Origin of the sequence: Rhodanobacter lindaniclasticus (assembly GCF_004799035.1) — a bacterium.
Classification (GTDB): Bacteria; Pseudomonadota; Gammaproteobacteria; order Xanthomonadales; family Rhodanobacteraceae; genus Rhodanobacter; species Rhodanobacter lindaniclasticus.
Genome location: NZ_MWIO01000028.1, coordinates 1 through 15,624, shown reverse-complemented (window position 1 = coordinate 15,624; position 15,624 = coordinate 1). Strand labels below are relative to the sequence as shown.

Sequence of the window (15,624 nt, the reverse complement as noted above, 5' to 3'; positions counted from 1 at the left end):
GATGGGGGGCGGGTCCGCCGGCGCCACCACCGGCGGACCCGCCCCCCATCGATGCCCAGCTGGGTCTCACCAACACCTACGCCGCCCACGACAAGGGCTTTACCGGTACCGGCATCACCATCGGCATCGTCGACAGCGGCATCATGCGCAACAACCCCACCGTGGCCGGGCGGGTCACGCAGGAGCTGATCTACGTCGATCCCGCGCTCAACAACACCGCCATCGACGACGTGGTGGGGCATGGCACCTGGGTGTCGCAGATCGCCGCCGGTGCGGCGTTCGACAAGTTCCCGGGTGGCATCGCCCCCGGCGCCAAGCTGGTGTCGGCACGCATCATCAGCGACACCGAGCCGACGGATGACGGCTCGGGCAACGGCAACAAGGTCACCGCAGCCGACGCGGCCTTTTTCGGGCAGACCCTGAACCCGGCGCTGATCAATGCCGGCGTACAGATCATGAACAACTCGTGGGGCGGCATCTACTGGGATACCACCGACGCCTCGATCAACCAGGCCTTCGCTGACGCCTACCGGCCATTCGTGGTGCAGCACGGTGGGCTGGTGGTGTTTGCCGCGGGCAACGAGTCCAAGGCCGACCCCAGCGACATCGCCGCCTTGCCCACGCTGTCGCCCGACCTGGAACAGGGCTGGCTGGTCGCCGTGGCGGTGGACAGTCTGCACCCGACCCAGCTGGCCAGTTATTCCAACGCCTGCGGCAAGGCGATGGACTACTGCCTGGCCGCGCCGGGCGACGTGATCGCGCTGGACAAGGATGCAACGGCCAGCACGACGAGCCCGGATTACTGGATCGTCAAGGGCACCTCGTTCGCCGCACCGGAGATCTCCGGCGCCGCGGCCCTGGTGTGGCAGGCATTCCCGTATTTCACCAACGACCTGGTGCGGCAGACCCTGCTCGGCACCGCCGATGATCTCGGCGCTGCCGGCCCGGATCCGGTCTTCGGCTATGGCGCGTTGAATGTCGGGCGGGCGATCGACGGCCCGGCGAAGTTCAACTGGGGCGACGTCACCGTCAGCTTCACCGGCAGCTCCAACTGGAACAACCCGATCTCTGGCGCCGGCGGCCTGATCAAGCAGGGCACCGGCACGCTCAACCTGACCCAGGCGGCCAGCTACACCGGCCTGACCCAGGTGCAGGGCGGCACGCTGACGGCCGCGTCGCTGGCCGGTGGCGTCAACATCGGCACCGCGGGCACGCTGAGCCAGACCCCCAGTATCGGCGGCAACGTGAACAATGCCGGCGTGCTGGCCGTGGCCGGCGGTGACGTCACCGTCGGCGGCAACTACACCCAGCAGGGCAATGGCCGGCTGGCGCTTTCGCTGGGTTCGGCGTTGCGCGTGACCGGTACCGCCACGCTCGGCGGCGGCGATCTGTACGTCACCGGCTACGACTCCGGCTACACGGTCAACACGCACACCGACGTGCTCACCGCGACCGGCGGCCTCACCGGCACGTTCTCGGCATTGAACAAGTCGTCCAACGTCACCCTGCTCAACGCCACGCTCAACTACGATGGCACCAGCGCCTGGCTCAACGTGACCCAGGTGCAGGCCACGGCCGTGCAGGGACTGAGCTATACCGCCGCGTCCTATGGCGCGGCCCAGCGCGTGCAGACGGCATTCGACCAGATCAACACCCAGCTGGGCCCGGCGGCACCGCCGGGGATCACGCCGGCGTCGCTCGGCTTCATCGAGGGTGCCGGCAACCTGCAGCACACCCGGGGCATCCCGGCGTTGCAGGATTCGCTGGAGAGCCTGTCGGGCCAGCTGCACGCGGCCAGTGCCGCGATGACGCTGGAGGCGATCAACGCCGGCACGCGCGCCTTGTCGGATCGCTTCGACGCGCTGGTCGACAACCCGCAGCCCGGCGGCTGGACGCAGAACCTCGGCTATCACGGCGACCTGTCGCGCAGCGGTTACAGCAACGTCGGCGTCGACCTCAGCGGCTGGCTGGTCGGCCAGGATTACCGGCTCGGCAGCGGCAACGCGGTGGCCGGTTACGCGATCAGCCAGAGCCAGGGCCTGGGCCGGCTGGCCGGCAGCGCCGATCAGGGTCGCAGTCATGCCCTGGAAGGCATGCTGTACGGCGGCGTCATCCACGGCTCGTGGTACACCATGGGCCGCTTCGGCCTCGGCAGCTATCGCGAGATGATGCGTCGCCAGGTGCAGCTGGGCAACCAGGTCACCGGCGTGGCCAGCAACGTCAATGGTCGCTACGGCGTGGCCTATGGCGAGAGCGGTTACCGTCTCGCGCTGGGCCGCACCGAGCTGACCCCGTACGTCGACATGCAGTACGCCCAGTTGCAACGCGGCGCCTTCAACGAGGTCGGTGCCTACGGCTTCGGGTTGAAGTCGGCCGAGCAGACCACCTCGCTGTGGCAGGCCGGTTTGGGTGTGCGCGCCACGCGCACGTGGGCGCTGGCGCATGGCGGCAGCCTCAGCCTGCGTACGCGCCTGCTGTGGCAGCAGAGCTTCGGCCTGCGCGGCGAATGGGTCGATGCCAGCTTCAGCGGGGTCAACCAGTTCGCTCCGGTCGGCGGCATCGGGCTGGCGCGTTACGGCAGCGTGCTCGGCACCACGCTGGATTGGCAGATGAGCCCGGCCGCCAGCCTGCAGCTGGGTTACGACCGCTACGCCGGCCAGCACCAGCAAGGCCAGACCGGCACGGTGAGCTTCAATTGGAGGTTCTGAAACCTTCCGCTGGCACGTGACGAAAAGGCTCGCTTCGTGCGGGCCTTTTCGTGTGCGGCGTGTTCCCCCGGCGCGTTGCTCAGGCCTTGCCGTGGAACAGTTCGCGGCCGATCAGCATGCGCCGGATCTCGTTGGTGCCCGCACCGATCTCGTACAGCTTGGCGTCGCGCAGCAGGCGTCCGGCGGGGAACTCGTTGATGTAGCCATTGCCGCCCAGGGTCTGGATGGCTTCCAGCGCCACGTGCACGGCGTTGACCGAGGCGTTGAGCAGGCAGGCGGCCGGATCGATGCGTGACTTCACCCCGCTGTCGAACTGCTGCGCCACCATGTAGGCAAAGCCGCGCGAGGACTGCAGCCGCGTGTACATGTCCGCGATCTTCGCCTGCATCACGCCGAAGGTGCCGATCGGCGCGTTGAACTGCTTGCGCTCGCGCACGTAGGGCAGGGCGAGATCCAGCGCCGACTGCATCAGCCCGATCGGACCGCCGGAGAGCACCAGCCGCTCGGTGTCCAGCCCGCTCATCAGCACGCGCACGCCCTCGTTGACCTCGCCGACGATGTTCTCCTCGGGGATCTCGCAATCCTCGAACACCAGCTCGCAGGTGTTGGAGCCGCGCATGCCCAGCTTGTCCAGCTTCTGCGCGGTGTGGAAACCCTTCATGCCCTTCTCGACGATGAAGGCGGTCATGCAGCGGCTGCCGGCGGTGCGTGGTGCGGTGCGCATGTAGACCAGCAGCACGTCGGCGTCCGGGCCGTTGGTGATCCACATCTTGTTGCCGTTGGCGACCCAGGCGTCGCCCTTCTTGACGGCCTTGCAGCTCATCGAGCCGACCACGTCGGAGCCGGCGCCGGGCTCGCTCATCGCCAGCGCGCCGACGTACTCGCCCGAGCACATCTTCGGGATGTACTTGCGCCGCTGCGCCTCGTTGCCGTTGTGGAAGATGTTCTGCACCGCGAGGTTGGAATGCGCGCCGTAGGACAGGCCCACCGAGCCGGACGCGCGCGAGATTTCCTCCATCGCCACCATGTGCGCCAGGAAGCCCAGGCCACTGCCGCCGTATGCCTCGGGGATAGTTACCCCGAGCAGCCCCATCTCGCCGAACTTGCGCCACAGGTCGGCCGGAAACAGGTTGTCGCGGTCGATGCGGTCGGCGCGCGGGGCGATCTCCCTTTCGGCGAAGGCATGCACGGATTCGCGCAGCAGGTCGATGTCTTCTCCGAGCGGGAACGGGCGCATCACGAACTCCATGGGTGACGGAACAACGATGTTAACTCACGCGACACCCGCCCGCGCTTGGGGCTGCCCCGCGTCGCAGATGCGATTCGATCGACGGCCGCATCGCGTTGCCTGGCAGCAGCCGGCGGGCCGTGCCGCCCTACAACTGCGATTCGATCGGCAGCCAGCTCATCGCGCGGGTGATCGTGCGCAGCCACCAACCCGCGTCAGGCTCGTGATCGAGTACGCGCGGCGGTTGCGTGGTGCGATCCAGCCATCGTACCGAGCCGTTCGCGTCCTCCTCGACCTGGTAGCTGAGTGCCGGTGCGGCCAGCCACAGGTACTCCTCGCGCAGGTTGTGGGCCAGCCCGGCGTCCTCGAACAGCACGCCCATCTCGGTGTTGAGGTTGGCCGAGCGCGGATCGAGGTTGAACGAGCCGACGAAGCCGCGTTTGCCGTCGATCACGAATGCCTTGGTATGCAGGCTGGCCCCGCTGCTGCCGAACAGGCTCTGGGCGAGCTTCGGTCCATGACGACGGATCTCGAACAGCTGCACGCCGCCTTCGAGCAGCTTCGGGCGGTAGCGCTCGTAGCCGCTGTGCACGGCGGGCACGTCGTTCGCGGCCAGCGAGTTCGTTATCACGCCCACTTGTGTACCCGCTTTCGCCAGCCGCGCCAGGGTGGCGGTGCCGTTCTTGCCGGGGACGAAGTAGGGCGAGATCAACAGCACTTCGCTGTGCCCGCCGACCAGGTGCGCGCTCAGGCGCTGCACCAGCCAGTGGTCGCGATCGCCGGATCGGGCTTTCAGTGGCGGATCGGAGGCGACCACGATGTTGGCGCTCCAGTGCACCGGGATTTCGTGGTTGACCAGCCGCTGCGCCGACGGCGATGCGGCGACCCGCTGCAGGTACGCCTGCGCACCGGGCAGCGCAGCCTCGCCGGTGAGTTGGGCCACCAGCGCTTGCAGGGTCTGCGGCGTCTGCGGGTTCAACGCCTCGATCGGCACCGCCGCGGGCGAGTTCCAGAACTCGTCGAAGATCGCGCTGGCGTCGGCCACCGCCGGGCCGAGCAGCAGCATGTCGAGGTCGCGGAAATTCACGCTGCGGTTGGCGTCGAAGTACTCGTCGCCGATGTTGCGGCCGCCGACCAGCGCGACCCGGCCGTCGGCGATCCACGCCTTGTTGTGCATGCGATGGTTGACGCTGAAGAAGCGCTGCACCATCTCCAGCAACCGCCACGCGCCGCGGCGGTTGCGGAACGGGTTGTACAGGCGCACCTCGATGTTCGGGTGCGCGTCCAGCGCCAGCAGCGCCGGGTCCAGTCCCTTGGTGTTGATGTCGTCCAGCAGCAGGCGCACGCGCACGCCGCGCTCGGCCGCGGCGTAGACCTCGCGCGCCAGCAGGTGGCCGACCAGGTCGTCGTGCCACATGTAGTACTGCAGGTCGAGGCTGCGCCCGGCCAGGCGCGCGGAGGCGGCGCGCGCGGCGAACGCGTCCAGGCCGTCGGGCAGCAGGGTCGCCGCCGTTTCCCCGGGATGCGCGGCCAGGTACGGGGCCAGCTCGCGGTCGATCGGAGTCTGCGCCGGCTGCAGTGGCAATGCGCTGCTCGGGGCACCGGTGGCGCGCGGGGTCAGGTGGTCGGCCAGCAGCAGCCCGCTGACCACCAGCAGCACCAGCGCGAACATGCCGCAACCCAGCCAGATCATCACCCTGCGCATCCGTGGCACCTCCCGTGCCCGATTGACCGTTCTCTGCCGCGCATACGCAAAGGCCTGTCGCGGGCGGCAGGCCGGCGTGAAGCCGGAAGGGGAATGGACAGTCTAGCGTGGCCCCGTGACGGCCGCGGGGACGCCGCCGGGCGGCCTTCACCGATTGTGGCGCGGGAACTGGCTAAAGTTCTCGCCGCTCCCGCCGTTGCCGTGTTGCAAGACGACGGCGGGCAACCGTCAGAGTGCGGGCCGCCTTGCGGGTTGTCCATCGACACAGTTGTCCATGGTGCACCCCCTGTCTGCCCCGGCGACAAGAGATGGCAAGGCGCCCGTGACCACGTTGATGCAGCGGTTGGACAAGATCATCCTGGGGTCGGAGCGGCACCAGCGCATCCGGCTGCGGCAGTGGCTGATCGCCTGCGTGGCCACCGCGGGCTGCGCGCTGTTCTTTGCCGGCGGCGTTTTCCTGGGCTGGATGAGCCGGGAAAGCCTGCTCATCCTGGGTGTGATCGAGGCGATCGGACAGGTGCTCATCTACGCCGCGTTGCGCAGCGGCTTCAGCCTGCGCTTTGCCGTTCCGGCGCTCACCGAATGGCAGACCGTGCTGGCGATCGTGGCCGTGGACTATGCCTACATGTCCGCCGGCAGCGCGCGCCACCTGGCGTTGTGTCCGCTGCTGCTGGTCTTCACCTTCAGCGCGTTCTCGCTGCCGTGGCAGCGCATCGCCCGGCTCACCATCTTCGCGCTGGCAAGCTTTCTGGTCAGCATCGCGGTGATGGAATGGCAACGTGCGCCCGCCACCGGGTGGTCGCTGGACTCGCCGGAAATGCTCGACGACATTTCCGCCCTCGGCATGTTGCTGATCGTGCTGCCGGTGATTTCGTACGTGGCGTCGCGGCTCTCGCGCCTGCGCTCCAACCTGCACGAACAACGCGTGGCGCTGGCCAGCGCACTGGAGGAAGTGCAGCGGCTCGCCGCCTATGACGAACTCACCGGACTCGCCAACCGCCGCCACGCGCAGGATCGCCTGGCCCAGGAGCAGGTGCGCGCCGAACGCAGCGGCACGATCTTCTCGGTGGCGCTGATCGATCTGGACCACTTCAAGGAAATCAACGACACGCTCGGCCACGCCGGTGGCGATCGGGTGCTGCGTGCGTTCGCGGATATGGTGCGCGGCCTGCTGCGTGGCTCGGACATGGTGGCCCGCTGGGGCGGCGAGGAGTTTCTCGTGCTGATGCCGGACAGCGCCGGGGGCGACGCACTCGCCACGGTCGATCGTCTGCTCCGGGGCGTGCGCGGACTGCGGGCAGCGGAGGGCCAGCCCTTCAGTTTTTCCGCCGGCGTGACCCAATATCGCCGCGGCGAGGGGTTCATGGAAACCGTCGCCCGCGCCGACCAGCAGATGTACGCGGCCAAGCACGCCGGCCGCAACGGCGTCTGCCTGGCCTGATTGCCATGAAAAAGGCCGCGTCTCGCGACGCGGCCTTGGTCTCGCGCAACCGTTGCGGATTACTGACCGCGCATGCGGCCCTGGAAGCGGGTGCCGCCGTTGCCCATGTGCGGCAGCTTGATCTTGCCGATCGCCGCGATGCGCTCCTCGGCCATGCGGTCGGCGGCCAGGTAGGTCGGCACGCCCTGCGACTTGCTGATCTCGAAGATGCGGCCCAGGTTGTAGTAGATCGTGCGCATCATGCGCATGGCGCGCTCGCGGTTGTAGCCGTCGATCTCCAGCGACACGTTCATCACGCCGCCGGCGTTGACCGCGTAGTCCGGCGCATACAGCACGCCGCGGCGCTGCAGCTCGTCGCCGATCTCGTCGGTGGCCAGCTGGTTGTTGGCCGGGCCGCAGATGATCTTGGCCTTGATCCGGTCGATGGTCTGCTCGTTCAGCGTGCCGCCCAGCGCGCACGGCGAATAGACGTCCGCGTCCACGTCGTAGATCTCGTCCAGGCCCACCGCCTCGCAGCCCAGCTCGTCCACGCAGCGCTGCACCGCTTCCTTGTTGATGTCGGTGACGAACACCTTGGCGCCCTGTTCGCGCAGCAGCTTGATGTACTCGCCGCCGACGTGGCCGCAGCCCTGCACCGCGAAGCTGTACTTGCCCACGTCCTCGTTGCCGTGCTTGAACTGCAGCGTGGCCATCAGACCCTGCAGCGTGCCGTAGGCGGTGAACGGCGACGGGTCGCCCGAACCGCCGTGCACCTGGTGCACGCCGGTGACGTACTCGGTCTCGCGGAACACGTATTCCATGTCGTTGACGTCGATGCCGACGTCCTCGGCGGTGATGTAGCGGCCGTTCAACGAGTTGATGAAGCGGCCGAACGAGCGGAACAGCGCCTCGGACTTGTCCTTGCTCGGATCGCCGATGATCACCGCCTTGCCGCCGCCCAGGTTGAGGCCGGCCACGGCGTTCTTGTAGGTCATGCCGCGCGACAGGCGCAGCACGTCGTTCACCGCTTCGGCCTCGGACTTGTACGGCCACATGCGCAGGCCGCCGAGTGCGGGGCCCAGCACCGTGTTGTGGATCGCGACGATGGCCTTCAGGCCGGCGTCGGCGTTGTGGCAGAACACGACTTCTTCGTGGCCGGTCTTGGCGATGGTTTCAAAGATCATTGCGACGGTGACTCCATGGATTGACGTTGCCCGCAGGCCTCGCCGACTGAGATGCGGGCACGCGGCCCGCCCTGGTGGTAAGGGACGAAACTGATCGCCCCGACCGGGGTCGGGGCGATCAGTCAAAACGCCAAGTTTAGTACGTCGCCCCTGCAGGCGATGGTGCGGCGCGTCAAGTCATCGGCGAATGGCTGCCGCGGACCGTCGCATTCAGCGACCCCAGTAACCGCGCCGGAAGCGCCAATCATGGCCGTGGCGCACCCAGTGCGCCGGGCGGTAGTGATAGCCGGGGCGCATCCGCACCCAGTAGCCGCCCACCCAGACGTGGCGGTGCGCCGGCGCGTTCCAGCGCCAGTAACCGGGCGCCCACACGTAGCCGCGGCGTGGGCCCGGCACCCGTTCGTAACGAGGCGGCGGAGGCGGGACGCCGATGCTCACGCCCACGGCAACCTGGGTGCGAGCGGTGGCGGGCGGCGCGTACAGCGCGCCGGCAAGGCTCAGGCCGAAGCCGGCCAGCAGGGCAAACTTGAGTGGGGTGCGCAGCATGGCGTTCTCCGTCGGCGCCGCATCGGGCGGCAGGCAGGACAGAAAACGAAGGAGGGTCGCGCGCAGTTGACCCTTCGCGCGCGTCCCGTTCAGCTGGCGATCAAGCGCCGATCACAACTTGCAGTTCGGCGCGTGGCCGCTGGCGCGCGCGTGCTGGTAGACCGGCAGCAACTGCTGTGCCTGACGCTCCAGTGCCTGCGCGCGGTTGCCGGAAGACGGATGCGTGGACAGGAATGCCGGCGGTTTGCTGCCGCCCTGGGCGCCCATTTTCTGCCACAGCGTCACCGCCGAGCGCGGATCGAAACCCGCTTGCGCCATGTAGCGCTGGCCCAGGGTATCGGCCTCGCTTTCCTGCGTGCGCGAAAACGGCAGCAGGATGCCCAGTTCCGCGCCGGCGCCGAGCAGCGCCGCCGCGGTGTTGGCGTCGCCGCCGCGGCTGCCGGCGTACACCGTGCCGGCAGTCACCGCCGCCTGCGCGGCGAGGTTGTCCGATACCCGCTCCGCACCGTGGCGCGCCACCACGTGCGACAGTTCATGCCCCAGCACCGTGGCCAGCTGGTCCTGGTTGCTGGCCAGCTTGAACATGCCGCGGTTCACGCCGATGCGCCCGCCGGGCAGGGCGAACGCGTTGGCGCTGTCGTCGCCGACGATCTGCACCTCCCACTGCTGGGTGTTCCATGGCGGCGGCAGCACCGCGACCAGGGCATTGGCCACGCAGGATGCGTAGGCGCGCTCGCGCGGGGCATCGACGAACTTGCCCTGTTTGCGCATGTCGTTGAACGCGGCCAGCCCCATCTGGCTCATCTGGCTGTCCGATACCACCATCAGCTGCGAGCGGCCGGTCGGCGAGGTGACGCAGCCGGCCAGCAGCGTGGCGGCCAGCGAGAGCAGCAGCAAGTGACGTTTCATGAGTGGCCCCCTGGCGATGGTCGTGGGTCGAGCATAACCGCAGGAAATCACGGTCCGAATCAACATGACGTGGATGAAACGCACGAACGATCGTGCTATTTTTGACGCATGACGACCGCAGCCCACCCCGGCAAACGCGCCACCACGCGCGAGACCATCCTCGACCACGCCTATGAACTGGCCCGCCGCGACGGGCTGGAGGGCCTGTCGATCGGCGGCCTGGCCAGCGACGTGGGCATGTCCAAGAGCGGCGTGTTCGCCCACTTCGGCTCGCGCGAAGACCTGCAGCTGGCCGTGCTCGACACCGGCCGCCGGCGCTTCGTGACCCGTGTACTGCTGCCGGCGCTGAGGCAGCCGCGGGGGCTGCCGCGGTTGCGCGCGATCGTCGCGAACTGGTTCGAATGGGGCCGCGACCACCAGAGCGGCTGCGTGCTGCTGTCCGCCGCCAGCGAATACGACGGTCGCGATGGCGCGTTGCACGACGGCGTGGTGCGGCAACAGTCCGGCTGGCGCGACGAGTTGCAGAAGGCGATCGCACAGGCCGTCGAGCTGGGCCACCTGCGCAGCGACACCGACGTCGCGCTGCTGGCCTTCGAGATCTACGCCTTGATGCTCGGCCTCCACCACGACGCCGGGCTGTTCGGATTCGACGAAGCCGGTCGCTGCACCACGGCGGCCTTCGAGCGCCTGTGGCGCAGCTGGCAAACCTGAGGCAAGCCCATGTCCACCGTCATCGAAAAAATCAGGCTCGGCACCGTGCGCACCGGCTTCGTGCTGGGCGGGCGGATCGCGCCCAGGCGCACCGGGAACCGCGCCGCGCGCCTGTTCGCCACCCCGTTCGCCAGCAGCCGCCGCCGCGCCGAAGCCGTGCAGGGCGATGCCGACATGCGCCGCGGCGAGCTGCGGATCCATGGCGAAACCATTGCCACCTACGTCTGGGGCGATCCCTCGACCCAGCCGTATGCGCTGCTGGCGCACGGCTGGTCCAGCTTCGGCCTGCGTTACCTGCCGTGGGTGGCGCGCCTGCGCGAGGCAGGTTTCGCCGTGGTCACCTTCGACCAGCCCGGCCACGGCCACAGCAGCGGCACGCTGTGCACCTTGCCGGAGTTCATCGCCACGCTGCACGCGGTGGGTGCGCATTACGGCAACGCCGCGCTGGCGGTCGGCCATTCGCTGGGCGGCGCGGCCGTCGCCTTCGCGCAGGACGAGAGCTGGCATGCGGAGCGGCTGATCCTGGTCGCGCCGGCGGCCGACATGAAGGCGGCGGCGAGCCGCTTCTTCCGCTTCGTGCGCCTGGGCGAACACCTGAGCCAGCCCTTCTTCGACTGGCTGCTGCGCCGCACCGGCGTCAGCGTCGAACAACTGCAGGTGCATCGCCACCTGCCGGCGCTCGGCCAGCCTACGCTGATCGTGCACGACCTCGACGACACCGACGTGCCGTGGGGCGAAGGCGAGCGCTACGCCCAGTACTGCACCGGCGCGCGGCTGTACACCACGCAAGGCCTCGGCCACCGCCGCGTGCTCGACGCGCCGGAGGTGATCGAGGCGGCGCTGGCCTTCGTGCGGGGCGATGAGGTGGGCACGCGCGTGATCGGCAGCCCGAACCTGGCGCTTTGCCTCTGAATCGAACGCCAGGGAACAGGATCCCGCGTGCCTGTCGTCGATCCACTAGAATCAACGGGTTCAAGCACACGATGTCCGGAGTTGCCATGAGTTCCCCCGCCAAGCACATCCCCGCCAGCGCCGCGCAGACGGAAACCACCCCGCTGCGCTTCGTCACCGCCGCCAGCCTGTTCGACGGCCACGACGCGGCGATCAACATCATGCGGCGGATCATCCAGGCGCAGGGCGCGGAGGTGATCCACCTCGGCCACAACCGCTCGGTGGAGGACGTGGTGCGCGCCGCGCTGCAGGAGGACGCCGACGCCATCGCCATGTCGTCCTACCAGGGCGGCCACGTCGAGTACTTCAAGTACATGGTGGACATGCTCAAGGAGAAGGGCGCCAGCCACATCCGCGTGTTCGGCGGTGGCGGCGGCACCATCACGCCGGAAGAGATCCGCGAGCTGGAAGCCTACGGCGTCGAGCGCATCTACCACCCCAACGACGGCATGAAGCTGGGCCTGGTGGAGATGATCGAGGACGTGATCCGCCGCGCGCAGCAGGGCCGGGAGTCGCGCCTCACCCGGCGCGAAGCGGCCAGCCATGCCACGCCCCACGTCGATGACGAGATCAGCATCGGCCACGTGCTGACCAGCCTGGAAAGCGGCAGCTACACCGACGCCGAACTCGAGCGCCTGCGCAAGCAGTGGAAGCTCGCCGGCAAGCAGACCCCGGTGCTCGGCCTCACCGGCACCGGCGGCGCCGGCAAATCCAGCGTGGTGGACGAACTGCTGCTGCGCTTCCTGCACGCCTTCCCCGACATGCGCATCGCCGTGCTCGCCGTCGATCCCACCCGCCGTCGCTCCGGCGGTGCCCTGCTGGGCGATCGCATCCGCATGAACTCGCTCCGGTCCCATCGCGTCTACATGCGCTCGATGGCCACGCGCCGCCAGCACGCGGCCACCAACACCGTGCTGCACGACTGCATCGACTTCCTCAAGAGCCAGCCCTACGACCTGGTGATCGTGGAGACCGCCGGCATCGGCCAGAGCGATTCGGAGATCGTCGACCTGGTCGATTTCCCCGCCTACGTGATGACCAGCGACTACGGCGCCGCCAGCCAGCTGGAGAAGATCGACATGATCGACTTCGCCGAGCTGATCGTGCTCAACAAGTTCGACAAGCGCGGCGCCGAGGACGCGCTGCGCGACGTGCGCAAGCAGTGGAAGCGCAACCGCACCGCGTTCAACGTGAAAGACGAGGACGTGCCGGTCTACCCGACCATCGCCAGCCAGTTCAACGACCCGGGCATCACCTGGATGTTCACCAACCTGTGCCGGCTGCTGCGGGAAAAGCTCGCGTTGCCGCCGGAGAAATGGACGCCGCAGCTCGACACCACGCTGAAGGAACCGCGCGCCACCGTGCTGATCCCCGGCGCCCGCGTGCGCTACCTGGCCGAGATCGCCGAGCAGGGGCGCGGCATCAACGCCTCGGTCGCGCACCAGGCCGAGGCCGCCAGCAAGGCGCAGCACTACTACGAGTCGCTGAAGGAACTGGGCGACGCCAGGCTGCCGAAGCCGCTGGAGCTGTACCACGGCGAGGATCTGCACCCGCAGGACGGGGAGGCCACCGACCGCACCTTGCTCCTCCTCCGCCAGCGCTACAACGCCGCGCTGAAGGAGCTCAGCCACGAGTCCATCCACCTGCTGCGCGACTGGCCGAAGCTGCGCGAGTCCGTCACCAAGGACGTCAACGAGTACAAGGTGCGCGACAAGACCATCCGCGTGGAGAACTACCGCGAGTCGCTGAGCCACCAGAAGATCCCCAAGGTGGCGCCGCCGAAAACCGACAGCTGGGGCGACCAGCTCATGTTCCTCGGCAAGGAAAACCTGCCCGGCCACTACCCCTACACCGGCGGCGTGTACCCGTACCGCCGCAGCGGCGAAGACCCCACCCGCATGTTCGCCGGCGAGGGCACGCCCGAGCGCACCAACCGCCGCTTCCACTACCTGAGCCAGGGCGGCGCGGCCACGCGCCTGTCCACCGCGTTCGACTCGGTCACGCTGTACGGCGAGGATCCGGCGCCGCGCCCGGACATCTACGGCAAGATCGGCAACTCCGGCGTCAACATCGCCACGCTGGACGACATGAAGAAGCTGTACTCCGGCTTCGACCTCAGCGCGCCCGACACCTCGGTGTCGATGACCATCAACGGCCCGGCGCCGATGATCCTGGCGATGTTCATGAACACCGCGATCGACCAGAACGTGGAGAAGTACCTCAAGGAAGATCCCGCGCGCTGGGCCGCGGCGGAGAAGACCATCGCCGCGATGTACCCGAACGGCCGCCCGCAGTATTCCGGCGAGCTGCCCAAGGGCAACGACGGCCTGGGCCTGGGCCTGCTCGGCGTGACCGGCGACCAGCTGGTCGATGCGGAAACCTACGCCCGCATCAAGGCCGACACGCTGACCAAGGTGCGCGGCACCGTGCAGGCCGACATCCTGAAGGAGGACCAGGCGCAGAACACCTGCATCTTCTCCACCGAGTTCGCCTTGCGCATGATGGGCGACATCCAGCAGTACTTCGTGGAGCACAAGGTCCGCAACTTCTACTCGGTGTCCATCTCCGGCTACCACATCGCCGAGGCCGGCGCGAACCCGATCAGCCAGCTCGCCTTCACGCTGAGCAACGGCTTCACCATCGTGGAGTACTACCTCGCGCGCGGCATGAGGATCGACGACTTCGCGCCCAACCTGTCGTTCTTCTTCTCCAACGGCATGGACCCGGAATACACCGTGATCGGCCGCGTCGCCCGCCGCATCTGGGCCCGCGCCATGCGCGAGCGCTACGGCGCCAGCGCACGCAGCCAGATGATGAAGTACCACATCCAGACTTCCGGCCGCTCGCTGCACGCGCAGGAAATCCAGTTCAACGACATCCGCACCACGCTGCAGGCGCTGTACGCGCTGTTCGACAATTGCAACTCCCTGCACACCAACGCCTACGACGAAGCCATCACCACGCCGACCGAAGAGTCCGTGCGTCGCGCCGTGGCGATCCAGATGATCATCAACAAGGAACTGGGCCTCAACTTCAACGAGAACCCCTGGCAGGGCAGCTACGTGGTCGAGGAACTGACCGACCTGGTGGAAGAGGCCGTGTACAAGGAGTTCGAGGCGATCAGCGAACGCGGCGGCGTGCTTGGGGCGATGGACACCATGTACCAGCGTGGGAAGATCCAGGAAGAGAGCCTGTACTACGAGCACAAGAAGCACGACGGCAGCTTGCCGCTGATCGGCGTCAACACCTTCCTGGCCAAGGACAAGGGCGGCGAGATCGCCACCGAGATCGAGCTGATCCGCTCGACGGAGGAAGAGAAGGGCCAGCAGATTGCCAACGTGCAGGCGTTCCAGAAGGCGCGCAATGCATTGGCACCCGCCGGCGAAACCTCACACGCGCACGGCACCGATTCCACCGACGAAGCAGCATCCGTTCACCCTGAGCGTAGCCCGCAGGGCGGAGTCGAAGGGCACGGCCTGGCCTACCTGCAGAACACCGCACGCGACCGAAAAAACGTCTTCGCGGCGCTGATGGAGGCGGTGAAGACGCACTCGCTGGGGCAGATCAGCCATGCGTTGTATGACGTGGGTGGCGAGTACCGGCGGAACATGTAACGCATGTCGCGCCTGGTTGATCAGATCAAGCAGGCCGTCGCCGCGTTTGTCGGCTGCAAGACGACGCCCGCATTGATCGGCGGGCTGGCGCTGGCGGCGCACCAGGTGGTGCGCGCCACCCGGGACGCGGACTTCCTCGTCGATGCGGACGATGCAGATCGCCTGCACGGCATCCTGCTCGGCCTGGGCTATCGCTGCGTGCATCGCAGCGAGGACGCGGCCAACTACCTGCGCGATGACGAAGGGCTGGACCTGCTCTACGCCCATCGCCCCATCGCGAGGCGATTGCTGGGCGAAGCCAGCGAGCGCGCTACGGCGCTTGGCACCCTGCGGGTAATCAGCGCGGAGGGCTTGATCGGCTTCAAATTGCAGGCATTGGTCAACAACCCGTCCCGCACGCGTGACCTCGACGACATTCGCGCGTTGTTGCGGGCACAGCGCGGAAAGCTCAACATGGCGGAGGTACACGAATACTTCGCCTTGTTCGACCGCACGGGACTGCTGGATGAACTCCTCGCCCAAATTGCCGATGAAGCATCCTGACCGGATGGTCGAGCCGCTGGTCGGTGGTTACGTCGTGTCGGCTTCGCTGCCAGGGAAGGGGGATCTTTCCGATTGGGTGGAGTTGATGGAGGTGGTGGAGGCGTT

11 protein-coding genes are annotated in these 15,624 nt (G+C 67.8%); 6 read left to right on the top strand and 5 right to left on the bottom strand.

The window, feature by feature from the left end; all coding sequences use genetic code 11:
• Positions 1-2,708, top strand: a 2,708-nt coding sequence (locus tag B1991_RS10285) for an autotransporter serine protease (protein WP_136258643.1), incomplete at its 5' end; no start/stop codon positions are given.
• A 79-nt stretch (positions 2,709-2,787) separates the two neighbouring features.
• On the opposite strand, the gene B1991_RS10280 is transcribed toward B1991_RS10285, so the two are convergent.
• The gene (locus B1991_RS10280) at positions 2,788-3,945 is read right to left on the bottom strand and encodes an isovaleryl-CoA dehydrogenase (protein WP_136258642.1); all 1,158 of its coding nucleotides are present in this window, start codon (positions 3,943-3,945) and stop codon (positions 2,788-2,790) included.
• Positions 3,946-4,084: 139 nt separating this feature from the next.
• Positions 4,085-5,641 carry a phospholipase D family protein gene (locus B1991_RS10275; protein ID WP_136258641.1) on the bottom strand — a complete coding sequence of 519 codons (1,557 nt, stop codon included), beginning with the start codon at positions 5,639-5,641 and terminating at the stop codon, positions 4,085-4,087.
• Positions 5,642-5,963: 322 nt separating this feature from the next.
• Here B1991_RS10275 and B1991_RS10270 point away from each other — a divergent pair, with 322 nt between their 5' ends.
• Positions 5,964-7,082, top strand: a complete 1,119-nt coding sequence (locus tag B1991_RS10270; protein WP_136258640.1) for a GGDEF domain-containing protein — start codon at positions 5,964-5,966, stop codon at positions 7,080-7,082.
• A 59-nt stretch (positions 7,083-7,141) separates the two neighbouring features.
• Here the strand turns inward: B1991_RS10270 and B1991_RS10265 are convergent, their stop codons facing one another.
• The 3 genes from B1991_RS10265 to B1991_RS10255 form a co-directional block, all read right to left on the bottom strand.
• Positions 7,142-8,245, bottom strand: a complete 1,104-nt coding sequence (locus B1991_RS10265; RefSeq protein WP_136258639.1) for a Glu/Leu/Phe/Val dehydrogenase dimerization domain-containing protein — start codon at positions 8,243-8,245, stop codon at positions 7,142-7,144.
• A gap of 210 nt (positions 8,246-8,455) precedes the next feature.
• Positions 8,456-8,791, bottom strand: a complete 336-nt coding sequence (locus B1991_RS10260) for a YXWGXW repeat-containing protein (RefSeq protein ID WP_136258638.1) — start codon at positions 8,789-8,791, stop codon at positions 8,456-8,458.
• A gap of 111 nt (positions 8,792-8,902) precedes the next feature.
• Positions 8,903-9,700, bottom strand: coding sequence for a M48 family metallopeptidase (locus tag B1991_RS10255; RefSeq protein WP_136258637.1), 798 nt, complete (start codon positions 9,698-9,700; stop codon positions 8,903-8,905).
• Between the two features lie 108 nt (positions 9,701-9,808).
• On the opposite strand from B1991_RS10255, the gene B1991_RS10250 reads away from it, so the two are divergent.
• The 4 genes from B1991_RS10250 to B1991_RS10235 all read left to right on the top strand — a co-directional run bounded on the left by B1991_RS10250 (position 9,809) and on the right by B1991_RS10235 (position 15,519).
• Positions 9,809-10,411, top strand: a complete 603-nt coding sequence (locus tag B1991_RS10250) for a TetR/AcrR family transcriptional regulator (RefSeq protein WP_136258636.1) — start codon at positions 9,809-9,811, stop codon at positions 10,409-10,411.
• 9 nt (positions 10,412-10,420) lie between these two features.
• Positions 10,421-11,323, top strand: coding sequence for an alpha/beta hydrolase (locus tag B1991_RS10245; RefSeq protein WP_136258635.1), 903 nt, complete (start codon positions 10,421-10,423; stop codon positions 11,321-11,323).
• An 86-nt stretch (positions 11,324-11,409) separates the two neighbouring features.
• Positions 11,410-14,976, top strand: coding sequence for a methylmalonyl-CoA mutase family protein (locus B1991_RS10240; protein WP_136258634.1), 3,567 nt, complete (start codon positions 11,410-11,412; stop codon positions 14,974-14,976).
• A gap of 3 nt (positions 14,977-14,979) precedes the next feature.
• Positions 14,980-15,519, top strand: a complete 540-nt coding sequence (locus B1991_RS10235; RefSeq protein WP_136258633.1) for a nucleotidyltransferase family protein — start codon at positions 14,980-14,982, stop codon at positions 15,517-15,519.
• The last annotated feature ends 105 nt before the right edge of the window (positions 15,520-15,624 follow it).